At 68.5% G+C, this 15,976-nt stretch carries 14 protein-coding genes; 9 read left to right on the forward strand and 5 right to left on the reverse strand.

Annotated features, from left to right (window positions below):
* Positions 1-61 precede the first annotated feature (61 nt).
* Positions 62-1,195, forward strand: a complete 1,134-nt coding sequence (locus tag KOR34_RS25630; protein WP_146569003.1) for an endo-1,4-beta-xylanase — start codon at positions 62-64, stop codon at positions 1,193-1,195.
* 17 nt (positions 1,196-1,212) lie between these two features.
* Here KOR34_RS25630 and KOR34_RS25635 read toward each other — a convergent pair whose 3' ends face one another.
* The 3 genes from KOR34_RS25635 to araD form a co-directional block, all read right to left on the reverse strand.
* Complete coding sequence (locus tag KOR34_RS25635) at positions 1,213-2,442, reverse strand: galactokinase (protein WP_146569004.1); 1,230 nt, start codon at positions 2,440-2,442, stop codon at positions 1,213-1,215.
* A gap of 146 nt (positions 2,443-2,588) precedes the next feature.
* Entirely contained in the window at positions 2,589-4,058 is a 1,470-nt protein-coding gene (araA, locus tag KOR34_RS25640) for an L-arabinose isomerase (RefSeq protein WP_146569005.1), read from the reverse strand.
* Between the two features lie 49 nt (positions 4,059-4,107).
* Complete coding sequence (araD, locus tag KOR34_RS25645) at positions 4,108-4,803, reverse strand: L-ribulose-5-phosphate 4-epimerase AraD (RefSeq protein WP_146569006.1); 696 nt, start codon at positions 4,801-4,803, stop codon at positions 4,108-4,110.
* A gap of 461 nt (positions 4,804-5,264) precedes the next feature.
* Here araD and KOR34_RS25650 point away from each other — a divergent pair, with 461 nt between their 5' ends.
* From KOR34_RS25650 to KOR34_RS25680, 8 genes are all read left to right on the forward strand, one after another.
* Positions 5,265-5,735, forward strand: a complete 471-nt coding sequence (locus KOR34_RS25650) for an RrF2 family transcriptional regulator (protein ID WP_146569007.1) — start codon at positions 5,265-5,267, stop codon at positions 5,733-5,735.
* Between the two features lie 72 nt (positions 5,736-5,807).
* A complete protein-coding gene (gene ccoN / locus KOR34_RS25655) occupies positions 5,808-8,174 on the forward strand; it encodes a cytochrome-c oxidase, cbb3-type subunit I (RefSeq protein WP_146569008.1) in 2,367 nt (788 codons plus the stop codon).
* Entirely contained in the window at positions 8,171-8,326 is a 156-nt protein-coding gene (locus KOR34_RS25660; protein WP_146569009.1) for a cbb3-type cytochrome c oxidase subunit 3, read from the forward strand. Before ccoN ends, KOR34_RS25660 begins: the two co-directional genes overlap by 4 nt.
* A 38-nt stretch (positions 8,327-8,364) precedes the next feature.
* A complete protein-coding gene (locus KOR34_RS25665; RefSeq protein ID WP_146569010.1) occupies positions 8,365-8,958 on the forward strand; it encodes a cbb3-type cytochrome c oxidase N-terminal domain-containing protein in 594 nt (197 codons plus the stop codon).
* Positions 8,959-9,009: 51 nt separating this feature from the next.
* Positions 9,010-10,434: a cytochrome c oxidase accessory protein CcoG gene (gene ccoG, locus KOR34_RS25670; protein ID WP_146569011.1), complete on the forward strand. Its 1,425-nt coding sequence runs from the start codon at positions 9,010-9,012 to the stop codon at positions 10,432-10,434.
* Entirely contained in the window at positions 10,431-10,661 is a 231-nt protein-coding gene (locus KOR34_RS26980; protein ID WP_197531748.1) for a hypothetical protein, read from the forward strand. The genes ccoG and KOR34_RS26980 overlap by 4 nt, the downstream gene beginning before the upstream one ends.
* Before the next feature lie 23 nt (positions 10,662-10,684).
* Positions 10,685-11,464, forward strand: a complete 780-nt coding sequence (locus KOR34_RS25675; protein ID WP_197531749.1) for a sulfite exporter TauE/SafE family protein — start codon at positions 10,685-10,687, stop codon at positions 11,462-11,464.
* Positions 11,461-13,932: a heavy metal translocating P-type ATPase gene (locus KOR34_RS25680; RefSeq protein WP_146569013.1), complete on the forward strand. Its 2,472-nt coding sequence runs from the start codon at positions 11,461-11,463 to the stop codon at positions 13,930-13,932. Before KOR34_RS25675 ends, KOR34_RS25680 begins: the two co-directional genes overlap by 4 nt.
* Before the next feature lie 112 nt (positions 13,933-14,044).
* On the opposite strand, the gene KOR34_RS25685 is transcribed toward KOR34_RS25680, so the two are convergent.
* Both KOR34_RS25685 and pyrF read right to left on the reverse strand, forming a co-directional pair.
* On the reverse strand, positions 14,045-14,842 hold the full coding sequence (locus KOR34_RS25685; protein WP_146569014.1) for a hypothetical protein: 798 nt from the start codon (positions 14,840-14,842) through the stop codon (positions 14,045-14,047).
* Positions 14,843-15,023: 181 nt separating this feature from the next.
* A complete protein-coding gene (gene pyrF / locus KOR34_RS25690; protein ID WP_146569015.1) occupies positions 15,024-15,929 on the reverse strand; it encodes an orotidine-5'-phosphate decarboxylase in 906 nt (301 codons plus the stop codon).
* Between the last annotated feature and the right edge of the window lie 47 nt (positions 15,930-15,976).

Consider the following 15,976-nt stretch of genomic DNA (forward strand, 5'->3'; position numbering starts at 1 on the left):
GCTTCGCCGGGATTGTGATGGCAGCAGGGCGCCACGGCCGCGAAGTGGTTAGAATCGTGGCATGAAGACTTCTCCCCTTTTAGGTATCGTCCTCGGCGGGTTGCCGATCCTATTGCTAGGCGGCCCGCCGGCGGTGGGCGATGAGCCCGCCGGGCGTTCGCTCAAGGAAGCGGTCGGGCCGCGGTTCAAGCTGGGGGTGGGAGTGAGCCACCGCACGCTGCGCGTGCCGGAGGACGCCGAGCTGATCCGCCGGCACTTCGCGATCCTCACGCCCGAGAACTGCATGAAGCCTCAGGCGATCCACCCGGCGGAGGACGAGTGGCGGTTCGAGGCGGCCGACGGCTTCGCCCAGTTCGTGCGCGACAATCAACTCGAGATGGTGGGCCACTGCCTGGTCTGGGCCAAGGACGACCGGACCGACGCGTGGATGTTAGAGGAGGGCGACGGGCCGGTGTCGCGTGGGAAGCTGCTCGAGCGGATCAAGACGCACGTCGAGCGCGTCGTCGGGCGGTACGCGGATGTCTGCTCACACTGGGACGTGGTCAACGAGGCGATCGCGGACACGGGCGACAAGCTGCTGCGCGACTCGGTGTACTCCCGCACCACGGGCGCCGACTTCATCGTGGCCGCGTTCCGCGCCGCCCGGCGGCAGGACCCGGACGCGCTGCTCATCTACAACGACTACAACGGCCACAAGCCGGAGAAACGCGAGAAGCTGCTGACGCTGCTCCGCCAACTGAAGGACCGCGGCGCCCCGATCGACGCGTACGGCATGCAGGGGCACTTCGAGCTGGGCGACGACTCGCTCGACGAGTTGCGGGCCACGTTCGAGGAGCTACGCAAGCTGGGCCTGCAGGTGGTGGTGTCGGAACTGGACATCGACGTGGTGACCCGCAGCCGCTGGTGGGCCGACGACAACGCCCACCGCGAAGAGCTCCGCCGCTTCGACCCGTACCGCGACGGCATGCCGCCGCATGTCGAGCAGCAGCTTGCCGACGAGTACGCCGCGCTGTTCCGGCTGTTCGACGAGTACCGCGACACAGTCGCCAGGGTGTCGTTCTGGAACCTGCACGACGGGCAGAGCTGGCTGAACTACTTCCCGTGGCGGCGGGTCAACCACCCGCTGCTGTTCGACCGCCAGCGGCGAGCGAAGCCCGCGTTCGACGCGGTGTACGGCGTGCTTGCTGGCGAGTAGCCGGTGCCCAGTGTGGCCTACAGCCCCTCGCACAGCGTCAGGCCGTCGACCACGCTGCACGAGTGCACGTTCTGCTTGCCCGCGTAGTCGGGGCAGCGCTCGGGGTACTGGTCGTTGACCGCCGCGCGGAGCGGCTCGACCGCGCTGGGCGTGACGATCGCCCCGGAGGCGCCCTTGTCGCCGCCGCCCAGCATCCTCTCGCCCAGCACGCCGTCGACGGTCCGGGCGATCTCGCACATCGCCTCGAGCTCGGGGCCGGAAATCTCGTAGTCGTCCCGCAGCCCGTAGCCGTCCTGGCGGAACACCTGACCGACGGTCGTGAGGTCGCCGGCCCGCCAGGCGGAGAGCATGGTGTCGAACCGCTGCTGGGCCTCGAAGATGTACTTGAGCCGCTTGACCAGGTGGGGCGCCCGCTCGTTGAAGGCGTCGCGGATGGCGTTGTACTGCTCGACGGTCTTCACGTCGCCAAGGGTCTGGATGCCGAACGGCCCGCGGCACAGCTCGGCCATCTCGGCGCACTCGGCGGCGCGGACCTTGTAGGTCGACTTCTCCAGGCCGGGGCGGATAGTGCCCGTGTCGAGGCTGACCAGGCGGAACTCGTCGGCCGTGTCGGGCAGCGGCACGTGGTCCACCGACCCGTCGGACGGCTTGTAGTGCGTGCCCATGCCCGCCTTGGCGAAGTAGATCATGATCTGATCGAGGTTGCCGCACGGCGAGCCGATATAGTCGTTCTCAACCGCCTTGGCGAGCTCGACCACCGGCATGCCCACCACGCCCTCCACGCCGGAGCACTCGAGGAAGGTCTCGATCAGGTTGAGCGCGAGCGACGCCGAGCGCGACATGCCGCCGCCGGGGATGTTGCCGTACAGCACCGCGTCGAAGCCGCCGCCCAGCTTGTGCCCCTCCCGCTGCAGGATGTAGCTCACGCCGTACGGGAAGCGGGCCCAGCTATCGGGCGTTTCGCCGGGCGCGGGGGGCTGCGTGACCGGGAAGTCGACTAGCCCGTCCTCAGGGAAGTTGGCGCTGGCCAGACGCACGCGGCCGGACTGGTTGGGCTTGTAGGCCAGCCAGATGAACCGGTCGGTGCCGACGCCAAACAGCTCGGTGCCGTTGTAGTCGCCGTGCTCCACGCCCAGGCAGAACCGCGACGACGAGCGTCGCACGCGGCCGCCGTGAACGTCCAGGTGGTGCTCCTTGGCGAGCAAGGAAAGCTTCTCACGGACGTCGGCGGGGATCGGTTGCGGCATATCGCAGAGCAGGGCGTCACGAGGCGGCGGCCCGCCGGGAGGAAACGCCCTGACGTGGCCGCGGGGACAGCGGCGAGCCACACATTGTCGCTAGACCGCAGCGGGGGAGTCAACCCACGCAAGCCCGCGCCGCCGGACCTGCGTGCCTAGCGGAAGTCCCGCAGCTTGCTGTCGGCGTCGATCACCAGCAGCTCCACGCCGGTCATCTGTGCGAAGTCCTCGAAGTGCTCGGTCCCGATCGCCTGGGAGAACACCGGGTGGTGCGAGCCGCCGGCGTAGATCCACGCGGCCGCGGCGGTCTTGAGGTCCGGCAGCGGCTTCCACAGCGCGCGGGCCACCGGCAGCTTGGGCAGCGGCGCCGGCGGGTCGATCACCTCCACCTCGTTGAGCACCATGCGGAAGCGGTCGCCCAGGTCGATCAGCGTGGCGTTGACGGCCGGGCCGGCGGGCACGTTGAACACCAGCCGCACCGGGTCCTCCTTGCCGCCGATTCCCAGCGGGTGGATCTCGCACCGTGGGCGGCCCGAGGCGATCGTGGGGCAGATCTCGAGCATGTGCGAGCCGAGCACCTGCGCCTCGCCGTCGGCCGGCAGGTGGTAGGTGTAGTCTTCCATGAACGAGGTGCCGCCCGGCAGTCCGGTCGCCATGACCTTGGCGGCGCGGACCATCGCCGAGGCCTTCCAGTCGCCCTCGCCGCCGAAGCCGTAGCCGTCGGCCATGAGCCGCTGGGCGGCGATGCCGGGCAGCTGCTTCATGCCGACCAGGTTCTCAAAGGTGTCGGTGAAGCCGACGAACCCGCCCTCGGTCAGGAACGAGCGGAGGCCCAGCTCGATGCGGGCGGCGTCGCGGAGCGACTCGCGCGCCGCGCCGCCCGAGGCGATCTCCTTGGCCATCTCGTAGGCTTCGTCGTACTCGCCGCAGAGGGCGTCGACCTGGGCGTCGGTGGCGGCGTCGATGTGCTTGACCAGGTCGCCCACGCCGTAGCCGTTGACCGAGAAGCCCAGCACCTCTTCCGCGGCGACCTTGTCGCCCTCGGTGACCGCTACGTCACGCATGTTGTCGCCGATGCGGGCGAACCTGGCCGTGCGCAGGTCCTGGCGGGCCGCGGCGGCGCGGCTCCACGCGCCGATCGACTCCTGCACGCCGGCGTTCAGCCAGTGGCCCACCACCACCTTGCGGGGGATGTTCAGGCGGGTGCAGATGAACCCGAACTCCCGCCCGCCGTGGGCGGACTGGTTCAGGTTCATGAAGTCCATATCGATGGAGTCCCACGGGATCTCGCGGTGGAACTGCGTGTGCAGGTGGCACAGCGGCTTCTGCAGCAGCGTCAGGCCCGGGATCCACATCTTGGCGGGCGAGAAGGTGTGCATCCAGGCCACGATGCCGACGCACTTGTCCGAGGCGTTGGCCTCTAGGATCACGCGGCGGATCTCCTCGGCGGTCTTGACCACCGACTTGAAGACGACCTTGGTCGGCACCTCGGGCGACTTGTCGAGCCCGGCGGCCACCTCGCGCGAGTGCGTCGCGACCTGCTCCAAGGTCTCGGGCCCGTAGAGGTGCTGGCTGCCGGTGATGAACCAGACTTCGGATTGGTCAAGCTGCGGAAGGATAGACATATTGCGCGACGGGTCGGGTTGTTCGTGTGCGGGTTAAGGGGCCGGTCCGCTACTTCTGGCCGTAGTAAGCGTTCGGGCCGTGTTTGCGGGAGTAGTGCTTCTCGAGGAGGTAGTCGTCTACCGGCGGGACGCTGGGCGCCAGCGCGAGGGTGTCGATCGCCATCCCGGCGACCGCCTCGAGCGCGACGGCGTTCTTGACCGACTCGGCGGCATGGGCGCCCCAGGCAAACGGGGCGTGACTCCCGACCAGGACCCCGGGGACCGCTACCGGGTCGAGGTCCGCGAAACGCTCTATGATAACGTGCCCGGTGTTCCCCTCGTAGTCGGTATTTATCTCTTCTTCACTAAGCGGCCGGGTCACCGGGATCGGGCCGTAGAAGTGGTCCGCGTGCGTGGTGCCGTAGCACGGGATCTCTCGCCGGGCCTGGGCGAACGCGGTGCCCTTGGGGCTGTGCGTGTGCGTGATCCCGCCGACCCCTTCAAACGCCTGGTACAGCAGCCGGTGGGTGGCCGTGTCGGAGGAGGGCTTGAGGTCGCCCTGGACCACCTTGCCGGTCTCGACGCTGACGATCACGCAGTGCTCGGGCCGCAGCTCCGGGTAGGGGACGCCGCTGGGCTTGATCGCGAAGACGTCGCGGTCGTCGCTCAGGCCGCTGACGTTGCCCCACGTGAGGGTCACCAGTCCGTGCGCCACCAGGTCGAGATTCGCCTGGCAGACGGCTTCCTGCAGCTGTTCGATAGTCATTTAACGCTGGGGTCGAGGTCGTTGTTGGGCGCCGGGCCCGGGTCGCCCCAGGCTGACCCCTAAGAATATCCGATAGGCGGGTCGGTTTTAATCGCCCAAATCGGGCCCGTATTGAGAATCCGCCGCCCGAAAACCGTCCCAAACCGGCGCGGGCAGGTGTGCGGAACTGGCACGCCGCGGCGTGGGCGGACGCCGGTCCACGCCGCGCCGGGCACGCCGCCCGCCGTGACACTTCGTCGCGGCGTGGCCGTCTTCAACCGGCGTTGTCTGTTCGGGCGTCCGCCGCTCGCCGCCCGAATCGCCGTGGATTCCGCGCGTCGATGTCGGCGCGGCGGGTGAGCCGACCGCCGCACCCGCGGGGCAATGGCACGACGATTGCCTAGCACGGCGATTACGGACATCCAGAGTCGGATGCCCGTTTCGAGTCACGTCGCGAAGCACAACGCCGAAAGAGCCCGTCGATGCCAGTTTCCCAAACCGCCGAGTACGCGTTGAGGGCGGTCACCTGCCTCGCGCAGCACGACACCGCGCAGACAACCCAGAGCATCGCCAAGTGCACCGGGGTGCCGCTCAGCTACCTGCCGAAGGTGCTGCAGCCGCTGACCCGCGCCGAGATCGTGTCGGCCCAGCGTGGCGTGCGGGGGGGCTACAAGCTGGAACGCGAGTGCGGCGACCTGACCGTGCTGGACGTGGTGAACTGCGTCGACCCCGTGCGTCGGCTCGACGCCTGCCCGCCCAACCGCGTCCGCGTCTCCGCCGCTCTGTGCCCGCTGCACAAGCTGCTCGACGAGGTCCAGGAGTCGATGCAGACGCGCTTCGCCGAGACCTCCATCAAGCAGCTCGCGTTCACCGCCGACGGCCGGCCCCAACGCTGTGGCACGCACGGCGTGGGGGACGCGGTCGCCGACCCGCTGCAGACGCCAACGGCCTGACCGCAATGCGACTGCGCTGCGGCTCGCCTTTCAAGTACCTCAGACTCCACCCCTACACAACTCACGCAAGACATGACGACTACCGATTCCGAGGACGCCGCTCCAGGGCTTGAGCGGTTCAGCTACGACGACGCCATCGTGCGTATGTTTGTCGCCGCCACGCTGGTGTGGGCCGTCGTGGGGTTCCTGGTGGGCCTGCTGATCGCGGCCGAGCTGCCGATGCCGTGGCTCAATGGCGGCATCGAGTGGATCACCTTCGGGCGGCTGCGGCCGCTGCACACCAACGCGGTGATCTTCGCGTTTGCCGGCAACGCGATCTTCGCGGCCATCTACTACAGCACCCAGCGGCTGTGCAAGGCGCGCATGTTCAGCGACACGCTCAGCCGCCTGCACTTCTGGGGCTGGCAGGCGATAATTGTCAGCGCCGCCCTGACGCTGCCGTTCGGCATCACCCAGAGCAAGGAGTACGCTGAGCTGGAGTGGCCGATCGACATCGCGATCGCGGTGGTTTGGGCTGGTTTCTTCGGCGTGAACTTCTTTGGCACGCTTCTCAACCGCCGCGAGCGTCACATGTACGTGGCGCTGTGGTTCTACATCGCCACGATCATCACCGTGGCGGTGCTGCACATCTTCAACAACCTGGTCGTCCCTGCCGGCTGGTTCAAGAGCTACCCCGTGTACGCCGGCGTGCAGGACGCCATGATGCAGTGGTGGTACGGCCACAACGCGGTGGCGTTCTTCCTCACCACGCCGTTCCTCGGGCTGATGTACTACTTCCTGCCCAAGGCGGCGGAGCGGCCGGTCTTCTCCTACCGGCTGTCGATCCTGCACTTCTGGTCGCTGGTGTTCATCTACATCTGGGCCGGCCCTCACCACCTGCACTACACCGCGATCCCGGAGTGGGCGCAGTCGCTGGGCATGCTGTTCAGCCTCATGCTGTGGATGCCCAGCTGGGGCGGGATGATCAACGGGCTGTTGACGCTCCGCGGCGCGTGGCACAAGGTGACCACGGACCCGGTGCTCAAATTCTTCGTGGTGGCGATCACGTTCTACGGCATGGCCACCTTCGAGGGGCCGATGCTGTCGATCAAGGCGGTCAACTCCCTGAGCCACTACACCGACTGGGGCATCGGGCACGTCCACGCCGGGGCGCTCGGCTGGAACGGCTTCATGGCCTTCGGCATGATCTACTGGCTCGCCCCGCGGCTGTTCCAGACCAAGCTGTACAGCCGGGGTCTCGCCGACCTGCACTTCTACACCGCGACGCTCGGCATCCTGCTGTACGTGGTGTCGATGTACGTGGCCGGCATCACCCAGGGGCTCATGTGGCGCGCCATCACGCCCGGCGGCCAGCTGCTGTATCCGGAATTCGTCCAGACCACGACCGCCATCCTGCCGATGTACTACATCCGCCTGTTGGGCGGCGGGCTGTACCTGGGCGGCACGCTGGTGGGCTGCTGGAACGTCTACAAGACCTGGGCCGCCCGGCCCGCGGAGTACGAGGTTACGGTCCACGAGGCACCCGCGCTGCGGGACCTGGAATTCACGCCAGAGACCGCGCCCGAGTCGGAGCTCGAGATGGTCACCGACTACGCCAAGAAGCTGGACGTTTGGTCCACGCTGTGGTGGCATCGCGCGTGGGAGCGTCTGCCGGTGAAGTTCACCGTCATGACCACGCTGGCGGTGGTGCTGGCCTCGGTGCTGGAACTGGTCCCCACGTTTGTGATCCGCTCGAATGTGCCGACCATCGCGACCGTCAAGCCCTACACCCCGCTGGAGCTGGCGGGGCGCGACATCTACATCAGCGAGGGGTGCTACAACTGCCACTCGCAGATGATCCGGCCGATGGTCGCCGAGACCAAGCGGTACGGCGAGTTCAGCAAACCGGGCGAGAGCGTGTACGACCACCCGTTCCAGTGGGGTTCGCGCCGCATCGGGCCCGACCTGGCTCGCGAGGGTGGCAAGCAGAGCGTCGACTGGCACGTGCGGCACTTTCAAGATCCGGCCGCGCTCAACGACGGGTCGGTGATGCCAGAGTACCCGTGGCTGATGAAGAAGAAGATCGATTTTGAATCGATCCCGGTCCGCATCGCCGCGATGCAGACCCTCGGCGTGCCCTACGACCAATACCAGGGCGCCGATCGCGACCGTTCGGTGGACGACGCCAAGCAGCAGGCTCAGCAGATTGCGGCTGAGTACGTGCAGCAGACCGGCCAGCCCTACCGCACGCCAGACGGAGACCAAGTCGACCTGGCCGACAAGCGGGTTGTGGCGCTGATCGCCTACCTGCAGCGGCTGGGGACCGACCTATTCGCGGCTCCGGATGCGCCCTCTAGCGGGGGCGCCGAGCCGCAGCCCGTCGAGGAGGTGGCCAACCAGCCGACCGCGGCGCCGTCCACCGCAATGTCCGAACCACGCACCACGGAGGCCACCCGATGATCCTTGCCGCATCACCCGCACTGCTCAGCGTAACCTCCGTGATCGGGATGCTGATCTTCCTGACCGTGTTCCTGGGCGTCGTGTTCTGGGTCGCGACCCGCAGCCGCCGCCAGGTCAACGACTGGTCGCGGCTCCCCCTCGACGACAAGTAGCCCTCTCCGCACACAACGATTTCTGATTACGAGCAGACATGTCCTACCAACCCAATGACGACTCGGAGACCGACAAACTCTCCGGGCACATGTACGACGGCATCCAGGAGTACGACAACCCAACACCCGGCTGGTGGAACTGGTTGTTCGTCGCGTCGATCGCCTTCGCGCCGTTCTACCTGCTGGTGTTCCATTCGCCGTACCAAGAAAACACCCTCGCCGCGCAGTACGATCGCGCCTACGCCGACAACCTGCGTCTGCAGTTCGGCGAGATCGGCACCCTGGAGCCGGACGCCGACACCATCATCCAGTACATGGACGACCCCAAGTGGATCGCCGTCGGGCAGATCACGTTCAAGACGCACTGCGTCACCTGCCACGGCAAGGAGGGTGAGGGCATCTCCGGACCCAACCTGACGGACAACTCCTACCTGCACGTGAAGCAGATCGAGGACATCGCGAAGGTGGTGCAGGAGGGTGCCAAGGCGGGCGCCATGCCGGCCTGGGGCAACCGGCTGCACCCCAATGAGGTTGTGCTGGTGGCGTCCTACGTGGCGTCGCTCCGTGGGACGAACACCGCAGGCGGTAAAGCGCCTGAAGGGAACGAGATTCCTCCCTGGCCCAAGCAGTAGTCCGCCACCGGAGACAGTGTTCCGCCCGCTGGCCAACTTCCTCACCGCACGATGACCAATCAGCTGCCCGTTTTGGAACCCGAAGACCGCGTGCTGTCGACGCTAGAGAGCGACGGCAGCCGTCGCTGGCTGTACCCGCGTCTGGCGAAGGGGCGGTTCTGGGCGTGGCGGCGCGTCGTCGCGTACGCGCTCATCGCGCTGTACGCGTTGCTGCCGTTCATAGCGATCGGCGGCAAGCCCGCCATCCTGCTCGACCTGCCCAACCGGGAGTTCACCTTCTTCGGGTTCACGTTCCTCCCGACCGACACGGTGTTGCTGGCGGTGTTCGTGGTCATGCTGTTCCTGGGGATCTTCTTCGTCACGGCGATAGCCGGCCGGGTCTGGTGCGGGTGGGCCTGTCCGCAGACGGTCTACTTGGAGTTCGTCTTCCGCCCGATCGAACGCTTCTTCTCCGGCCGGGCGGGCAAGGGCGGCGCGCCAGACAGGAAGGTTGCTGGCCCCTGGCGGGCGCTGATGTACCTGGCGTACTTCCTGGTTTGCCTGCACCTGGCGAACGTCTTCCTGGCGTACTTTGTCGGCGCCGAGCAGCTCCACCGCTGGATCTGGAGCAGCTCGCCGTGGAAGCACCCTGGGCCGTTCGCACTAGTCGCGTTCATCACCGCGCTGATGATGTTCGACTTCTGCTACTGGCGCGAGCAGCTCTGCATCATCGGCTGCCCCTACGGGCGTTTCCAGTCGGTGATGCTGGACCGCTCGTCGGCCATCATCGGGTACGACGAGCGTCGCGGCGAGCCGCGCGGCCGGGGACGCGACCGCGCAGCGGCGGGCCTGGGCGACTGTGTCGACTGCAGCATGTGCGTGGCGGTGTGCCCCACCGGGATCGACATCCGCGACGGCCTGCAGCTGGAGTGTGTTGGCTGCGCGCAGTGCATCGACGCCTGCGACGCCGTGATGCAGAAGGTGGGGCTGCCGCAGGGGCTGATCCGCTACAGCTCCCAGTCGGCGCTCGCCGGCCGGCCCATCAGGGTGCTCCGCCCGCGGGTGGTGGCTTACGCGGCGATCATCTTCCTGCTGGCGGGCGCCTTCGTGACGATGATCGCCACCAAGAGCCCGTTCGACGTCGACACGCTCCGCAACGTCGGCCGGCCCTACCGCACCACCGAGTCGGGGCTCAACGAGAACACCTTCCGTCTGATACTCGAGAACCGCACCCACGATCCCCACACCTACAGCATCGCGGTGGAGGACCCTGCTTCCGTAGAGATCGCGGGCGGCCCCCTGCGGCTGAGCCTCGAGCCGCGGGAACGAATCACCGAGCCGCTCCGGTTGTTAACCTCACCCTCGGCGTTTCGGCGTGGGGAACTGGCGGTCACGATCCTAGTCACCGATGACGGCGGCAACCGACAGACCCATAGGATGCGTCTGATTGGCGATGTGGCGCCGCCAACGGCCGCCGACGAAGGAGAATCACCTTGAGTCCTACCACCGAACCCACGCTCTGGCAGCGCATCTGCTGGCCCGTCATTGTCTGCGCACTCTTGGGCGGACACATGTTCCTGATGCTGATCGCGCTGACATTCGCGCTGGCGGCGCCGCCGGAGCCGGTCGGCCCGATGACGCGCGAAGCCGGGCACGGCGACGCGGCAGAGATACAACTCCCTGCTTCGACCGGGCCAGCGCCAGGTCAACCGACCGCCAACTGAGCCCGCTATCTACCGAGACTTCCATGATCACGCTCGCCGCCGCCGTTCTGTTCGCCAGCCTGCTGGGGTCGCTCCACTGCGCCGGCATGTGCGGGCCGTTTGTCGCCTTCGCAGTCAACGACCCCGCTGGCGCGCCGCAGACCCGATTGCAACTGGCCTACCACCTCGGCCGGCTGACCACCTACATGCTGCTGGGCGCCGCCGCGGGGGCGGCGGGCGCCCTGGTCGACCTGACCTCGACGCTGGCCGGCCTTCAGCCGCTCGCGATGGCCGCGGCGGGCGGCCTGATGATGGTGTTCGGAGGGCTGGAGCTGGCCCGCGTCGCGGGGCTGAGGATGGGGCATGCGCGGCCACCGCAAGCGATGGTCAGGGCCGTGCAGGCCGGGCAACGTGTCGCGTTCACGATGCCCCCGGTCCGGCGGGCGTTGACGATCGGGCTGCTCACCACGCTCCTGCCGTGCGGTTGGCTGTACGCGTTCGCGATCACCGCGGCGGGCACGGGGCGGCCCCTCGCCGGGGCGGCGGTCATGGCGGTGTTCTGGGCCGGCACGCTGCCCGTTCTGATCACGTTGGGCATGGGCGTTCAAGCGGCGATGGGGGCGCTCGGAAAGCGGATGCCGGCGGTTTGTGCGATCGCGCTGATTGGGGTCGGCATGTACACGCTCGCCGGCCGCGCCGGGCTCGACCCGGCCACGCTGGCCAACGCAGCGGCGCCCGCCGGCGCCAACCAAACGCTTGCCCCGAACCCCCATGAGCTTCCCCCTTGCTGCCGTCCAGCGGTGACTCCAGAGGAGCTGCCATGAACGCCACCGCCGATCCTGCTGAACCAGCTGAGCCGCCCGCAAAGACATCGGTCGCTTGCGATCACTGCGGCCTACCGGTCCCGAAGGGGCTGATCGAACCGCACGAAAAGGAGCAGTTCTGCTGCCAGGGCTGCCGCACGGTCTACCAGGTGATCCACGCCAACGGGCTGGAACGCTACTACCGGCTGCGAGACTCGGTCGCCGCTAAGCCCCGCCGGGCGGCGGCGACGACGAATCGCTACCTGGCGTTCGATTCCGAGGAGTTCCTCACGCACCAGACCCGGTCGACCGCCGGCGGCAGAAGGGTGGCGGAGCTGCGGCTGGAGGGCGTCCACTGCGCTGCCTGCCTGTGGCTGGTCGAGCGGCTCCCCGGCATTGTCGAGGGAGTGGCAGACGCGAAGCTGAGCCTGCGGGCGTCGCTGGTGCGGGTGACTTGGGACCCCACGGCCGTGAGCCTCTCTCGCATCGCCCAGACGCTTGACTGCCTCGGCTACCCCGCCTACCCGGCCGCCGGCGTGACCGCACTGGACGTTCGACGGAACGAGGAACGCAAGCAGCTGGTGCGACTAGGAGTCGCCGGCGCCCTGGCCGGCAACAGCATGCTGCTGGCGCTGGCGCTTTACGCCGGGCTCTTCTCCGGCATCGAGTCCCACTTCCACCTGCTGTTTCGGTGGGTGAGCGCCGGCCTGGGGATGGTGTCGTTGGCCTGGCCCGGCGCGGTGTTCTTCCGCGGCGCGTGGGCGGCGATTGCGGCGCGGCGGCCCAGCCTCGACCTCCCGATCGCCCTGGCGCTCACGGTGGGCGGCGTCGCTGGTCTGGCCAACACGCTGCTCGACCGCGGCGAGATCTACTTCGATTCGCTGTCGGTGCTGGTCTTCCTGCTGCTGGTCGGCCGTTGGTTCCAGGCGCGGCAGCAGCGGCGGGCCGACGAGGCGGTCGGGCTGATATTCGCCTTCACACCATCGACCTGCCGAGTAGTGATGGGCGACGAAGTCGTGGACCGGCCGGTCGACTCGCTCGCGTTCGGGGAGCTGGTGGAGGTCCGCTCGGGCGACCTGATCCCCGCCGACGGCGCCGTCGAATCGGGCGAGTCGAGCGTCAACCAGGCGCTGCTGACCGGCGAGTCGCACCCGGCGCCCGTCGGCCCGGGGCAGAAAGTCTACGCGGGCGCTCAGAACCTGGGGGGCGTGCTGCGGGTGCGCGTCATCGCCACCGGTGAGGAGTCCCGCGTCGGCGGGCTGATGCGGCTGGTCGACCAGGGCGTGCGCGAGAAACCGCCGATCGTCCAGTTCGCCGATCGTGTGTCGGGTTGGTTCGTTGCGGCGGTGGTCGTGTTGTCGCTCGCGACCCTGTTGGGGTGGTGGGCCGCGACGGGCGGCGCGGCCGCGATCGACCACACGGTCGCACTGCTGATTGTCGCCTGCCCCTGCGCACTGGGGCTCGCAACGCCGCTCACCATGGCGATGGCGCTCGGCGCCGCGGCCCGGCGGAACATGCTGGTGAAGGACGCGCGGGCCATCGAGCGGCTGGCAAAGAGTGGGCGGCTTCTGCTCGACAAGACCGGCACGATCACGGCGGGCCGGCCCGTGCTCAAAACCTGGATCGGCCCCAGTTGGCTTAAGGCGGTCGTGGCCGCTGCCGAGCGGGACTCGGTGCACCCGGTCGGCGCCGCGTTGCGTCGGGCGTTCTGCAAGGAGGGCGTCGATGACGGCGCGATTGTCGACCAGGTGGTCGAGTTAGGCGATGGCGGGCTGACCGCGCGGTTCGAGGGTAGGCGGCTGCGGATAGGCTGCCCCAGCTATTTCGACCGTGAGTCCTTCCTCACCAACGACCTCTGGCGCCGCGCCGCGGCAGAGCACCAGACGCTCGGGCAAACGGTGGTGCTAGTTGCGCTTGACGAAGAGCTCATCGGCCTGGCGGCGCTGGCCGATCAGACCCGGCCGGACGCCGCAGGTGCGCTCGAGCAGCTCGCGTCGGCCGGCTGGCGGACCAGCATCCTGTCGGGCGACGCGGCCGACGTGGTCCACGGTGTGGCCGCTGAGGTTGGGGTGCCATTCGAGCACGCGTGCGCGGGCATGTCGCCCGAGGGCAAACTGGAGGTGGTCCGCCGCCGTGGCGACGCGGGCGGCGTGACCGTGATGGTGGGCGACGGCGTCAACGACGCGGCCGCACTGGCGGCGGCCGATGTCGGCGTGGCGGTGCAGGGCGGGGCCGAGGCGTCGCTCGCGGCGGCGGACGTCTACCTGGCTCAGTCTGGTCTGGCGCCGCTGGTCGACCTGACCGACCTTGCTCGCCAGGCGATGCGGGTGGTCCGCAGGAATCTGGCGATCTCTCTGGGGTACAACCTCTTGGCGGTGTCGCTGGCCGCCGCCGGCCTGATCACGCCGCTGGCGGCCGCGGTGCTGATGCCGATCAGCTCCGCGACGGTGCTCGCGTCGGCCGCGGCTGGCCTCCGCGGGGGCCGGTGATAGAACCGCCGAGACGAAAAAAGACCGCCGCAGGGGGCGCCCCTGCGGCGGTCTTGGCGTAGCTGCCTGTCGGCGGCGTGTGCGACCCTAACGCCCGCCGCCGATGGGCCGCTTACTCGAGTTCCGGACGGCCAGCGTCGCGGTTGCGTCCGCCGCCTTCGCCGCGGTTGCGTCCGCCGCCGGCGTTGAAACCGCCGCGGCCACGACCGCCCATCAGGTCCTGGACCGTGATGTCGATCTTGTCGCCTTGCATGGCGGTGAACGCCGCCTTCTCGCTGTCGGACAGCACTCCCAACAGCTTCTTCTGCATGGCGTCGCGCATCTCGGTCATCTTCTCGCGGAAGCCCTCACGATCGCCCGAGCTGAACATCTCGCGCATCTGATCGCGCATCTCCTGCTGGGCTTCCTCGTTGGTCTCCTTGAGCTTGGCGACCGTTTCGCTCGACAGGCCGAGTTCGGTCTGGACGGCCGGATCAAGCAGCGCCGCGGCGCCTTGGACCTGGACTTTGATTTCCTTGAGCCGCTTCATCTGCCCGGCGTCGAGGATCGAGGCTAGCTTCTCGGCCTCGGCCTTCTCCTGCTCGGCACGCTGGGCGGCGCGTTCCTCGCGGGCCTTCTCACGCTCTTCCTCGGTCATGTCGCGGAAGTTGCCCCGCTGGCCGCGGTCGCCACGCTCGCCGCGCATCTCGCGCCGCATCTCCTGGACCTGCTCCTTCTGGGCGTCGGTCAGCTTGACCGCGTCGGCGACCTTCTCGACGCCAAGCAGCTGGGCCAGCGTGACGCCGCCACCGCCGCCGCCCCCGAAACCTCCACGGCCGCCCCGACCGCCGCCGCGGCCCTGGGCCATAGCGTCGGTCACGGCCAGCGCGCCCGCCAGCACGACCGTCAACGTAATGATCATGTTCCGCATCTGTAGAACTCCCTGTGTTCGATAAGGCCCCCAAACGTGGGGCGGTTGGCGGCCAGCCGGCCGCCTAGGCGTCCCCCCGATCCGTTTCGGGCGTCACGTTTCTGAACCCCCGGGCCAACGGCGGGTTTCGGAAAAAACGCCTCGGCAGCGGTAGCGGGGCGGATTTGAGGGGCGAAACCGCTTACAGGGCGCCCGCCGGCGTGGCGTCGCAGAGCTGGGCCGTCGCGTCCCGCGCGGCTTGCTGGACCGCGTCCTGCCAGCGATCCTGCCCGAATTGTGCGTATTCGGGCCGGTTGTAGGCGAAGATCACTCCGCGGCTGCTGTTTACCACCGCGCCCAGCCCCGACGCGTCAAACGCGCCGGCGACGTCCGCCGCGGCCCCCCCTTGGGCGCCGAACCCCGGGACCAGGAACCAGGTGTGCGGCATCGCCTGACGGAGCTCGGAGAGCTGCTCCGGGTAGGTCGCCCCGACCACCGCACCGACCAACCCGTACCCGCACTCGCCGGCGGTCTTCTCCGCCAGGTGCTCAACGTGCTCGCCCACATGGCGGTACAACGGCTTGCCGTCGATCAGCTTGTCCTGCCACAGCGCGCCGCCGGGGTTGGAGGTCTTGACCAGCACGTACAGGCCCGCGTCCCGCTCGATTGCGGTAGTGACAAACGGCGCGAGGCTGTCGTCGCCCAGGTACGGGCTGACCGTCACCGAGTCGGCGCCCCACGGGCTGGCTTCCCCTAGCATGCCGCGGGCGTAGGCTTCGGCGGTGGAGCCGATGTCGTTCCGCTTGCCGTCCAGGATCACCTGCAGGCGGTTGCCGCGGGCGCGGGCAATCACGTCGCCCAGCGCGGCCATGCCGGCCGGGCCGAGCTCTTCGAAGAACGCCGCTTGGGGCTTCACCGCGGGAACCACACCGGCCACCGCCTCGATGACGCCGATCGAGAACCGCCGGTACGCCTCGGCGCGATCGGCAAGCGAGTCCCCCTGCCGGAGCGAGTCGGGCAGCTGGTCCCAGCGGGGGTCGATGCCGACCACCAGCGGGCTCTTGTGTTCGCGGACGAGGCTGGCGAGCGAATCGGCGTAGTGCGGCACGGCGGGGCGGAGGCTAGGGGCGACGGATAGAACGCCCCCAAGATATC

It is taken from the genome of Posidoniimonas corsicana (assembly GCF_007859765.1).
Taxonomy (GTDB): domain Bacteria; phylum Planctomycetota; class Planctomycetia; order Pirellulales; family Lacipirellulaceae; genus Posidoniimonas; species Posidoniimonas corsicana.

What these genes read in the sequence shown, in the direction of transcription:
- KOR34_RS25630 (WP_146569003.1), top strand. Translation starts at nt 62, where the DNA reads ATGAAGACTTCTCCCCTTTTAGGTATCGTCCTCGGCGGGTTGCCGATC.
- KOR34_RS25635 (WP_146569004.1), bottom strand. Translation starts at nt 2,442, where the DNA reads ATGCCGCAACCGATCCCCGCCGACGTCCGTGAGAAGCTTTCCTTGCTC.
- araA (WP_146569005.1), bottom strand. Translation starts at nt 4,058, where the DNA reads ATGTCTATCCTTCCGCAGCTTGACCAATCCGAAGTCTGGTTCATCACC.
- araD (WP_146569006.1), bottom strand. Translation starts at nt 4,803, where the DNA reads ATGACTATCGAACAGCTGCAGGAAGCCGTCTGCCAGGCGAATCTCGAC.
- KOR34_RS25650 (WP_146569007.1), top strand. Translation starts at nt 5,265, where the DNA reads ATGCCAGTTTCCCAAACCGCCGAGTACGCGTTGAGGGCGGTCACCTGC.
- ccoN (WP_146569008.1), top strand. Translation starts at nt 5,808, where the DNA reads ATGACGACTACCGATTCCGAGGACGCCGCTCCAGGGCTTGAGCGGTTC.
- KOR34_RS25660 (WP_146569009.1), top strand. Translation starts at nt 8,171, where the DNA reads ATGATCCTTGCCGCATCACCCGCACTGCTCAGCGTAACCTCCGTGATC.
- KOR34_RS25665 (WP_146569010.1), top strand. Translation starts at nt 8,365, where the DNA reads ATGTCCTACCAACCCAATGACGACTCGGAGACCGACAAACTCTCCGGG.
- ccoG (WP_146569011.1), top strand. Translation starts at nt 9,010, where the DNA reads ATGACCAATCAGCTGCCCGTTTTGGAACCCGAAGACCGCGTGCTGTCG.
- KOR34_RS25675 (WP_197531749.1), top strand. Translation starts at nt 10,685, where the DNA reads ATGATCACGCTCGCCGCCGCCGTTCTGTTCGCCAGCCTGCTGGGGTCG.
- KOR34_RS25680 (WP_146569013.1), top strand. Translation starts at nt 11,461, where the DNA reads ATGAACGCCACCGCCGATCCTGCTGAACCAGCTGAGCCGCCCGCAAAG.
- KOR34_RS25685 (WP_146569014.1), bottom strand. Translation starts at nt 14,842, where the DNA reads ATGCGGAACATGATCATTACGTTGACGGTCGTGCTGGCGGGCGCGCTG.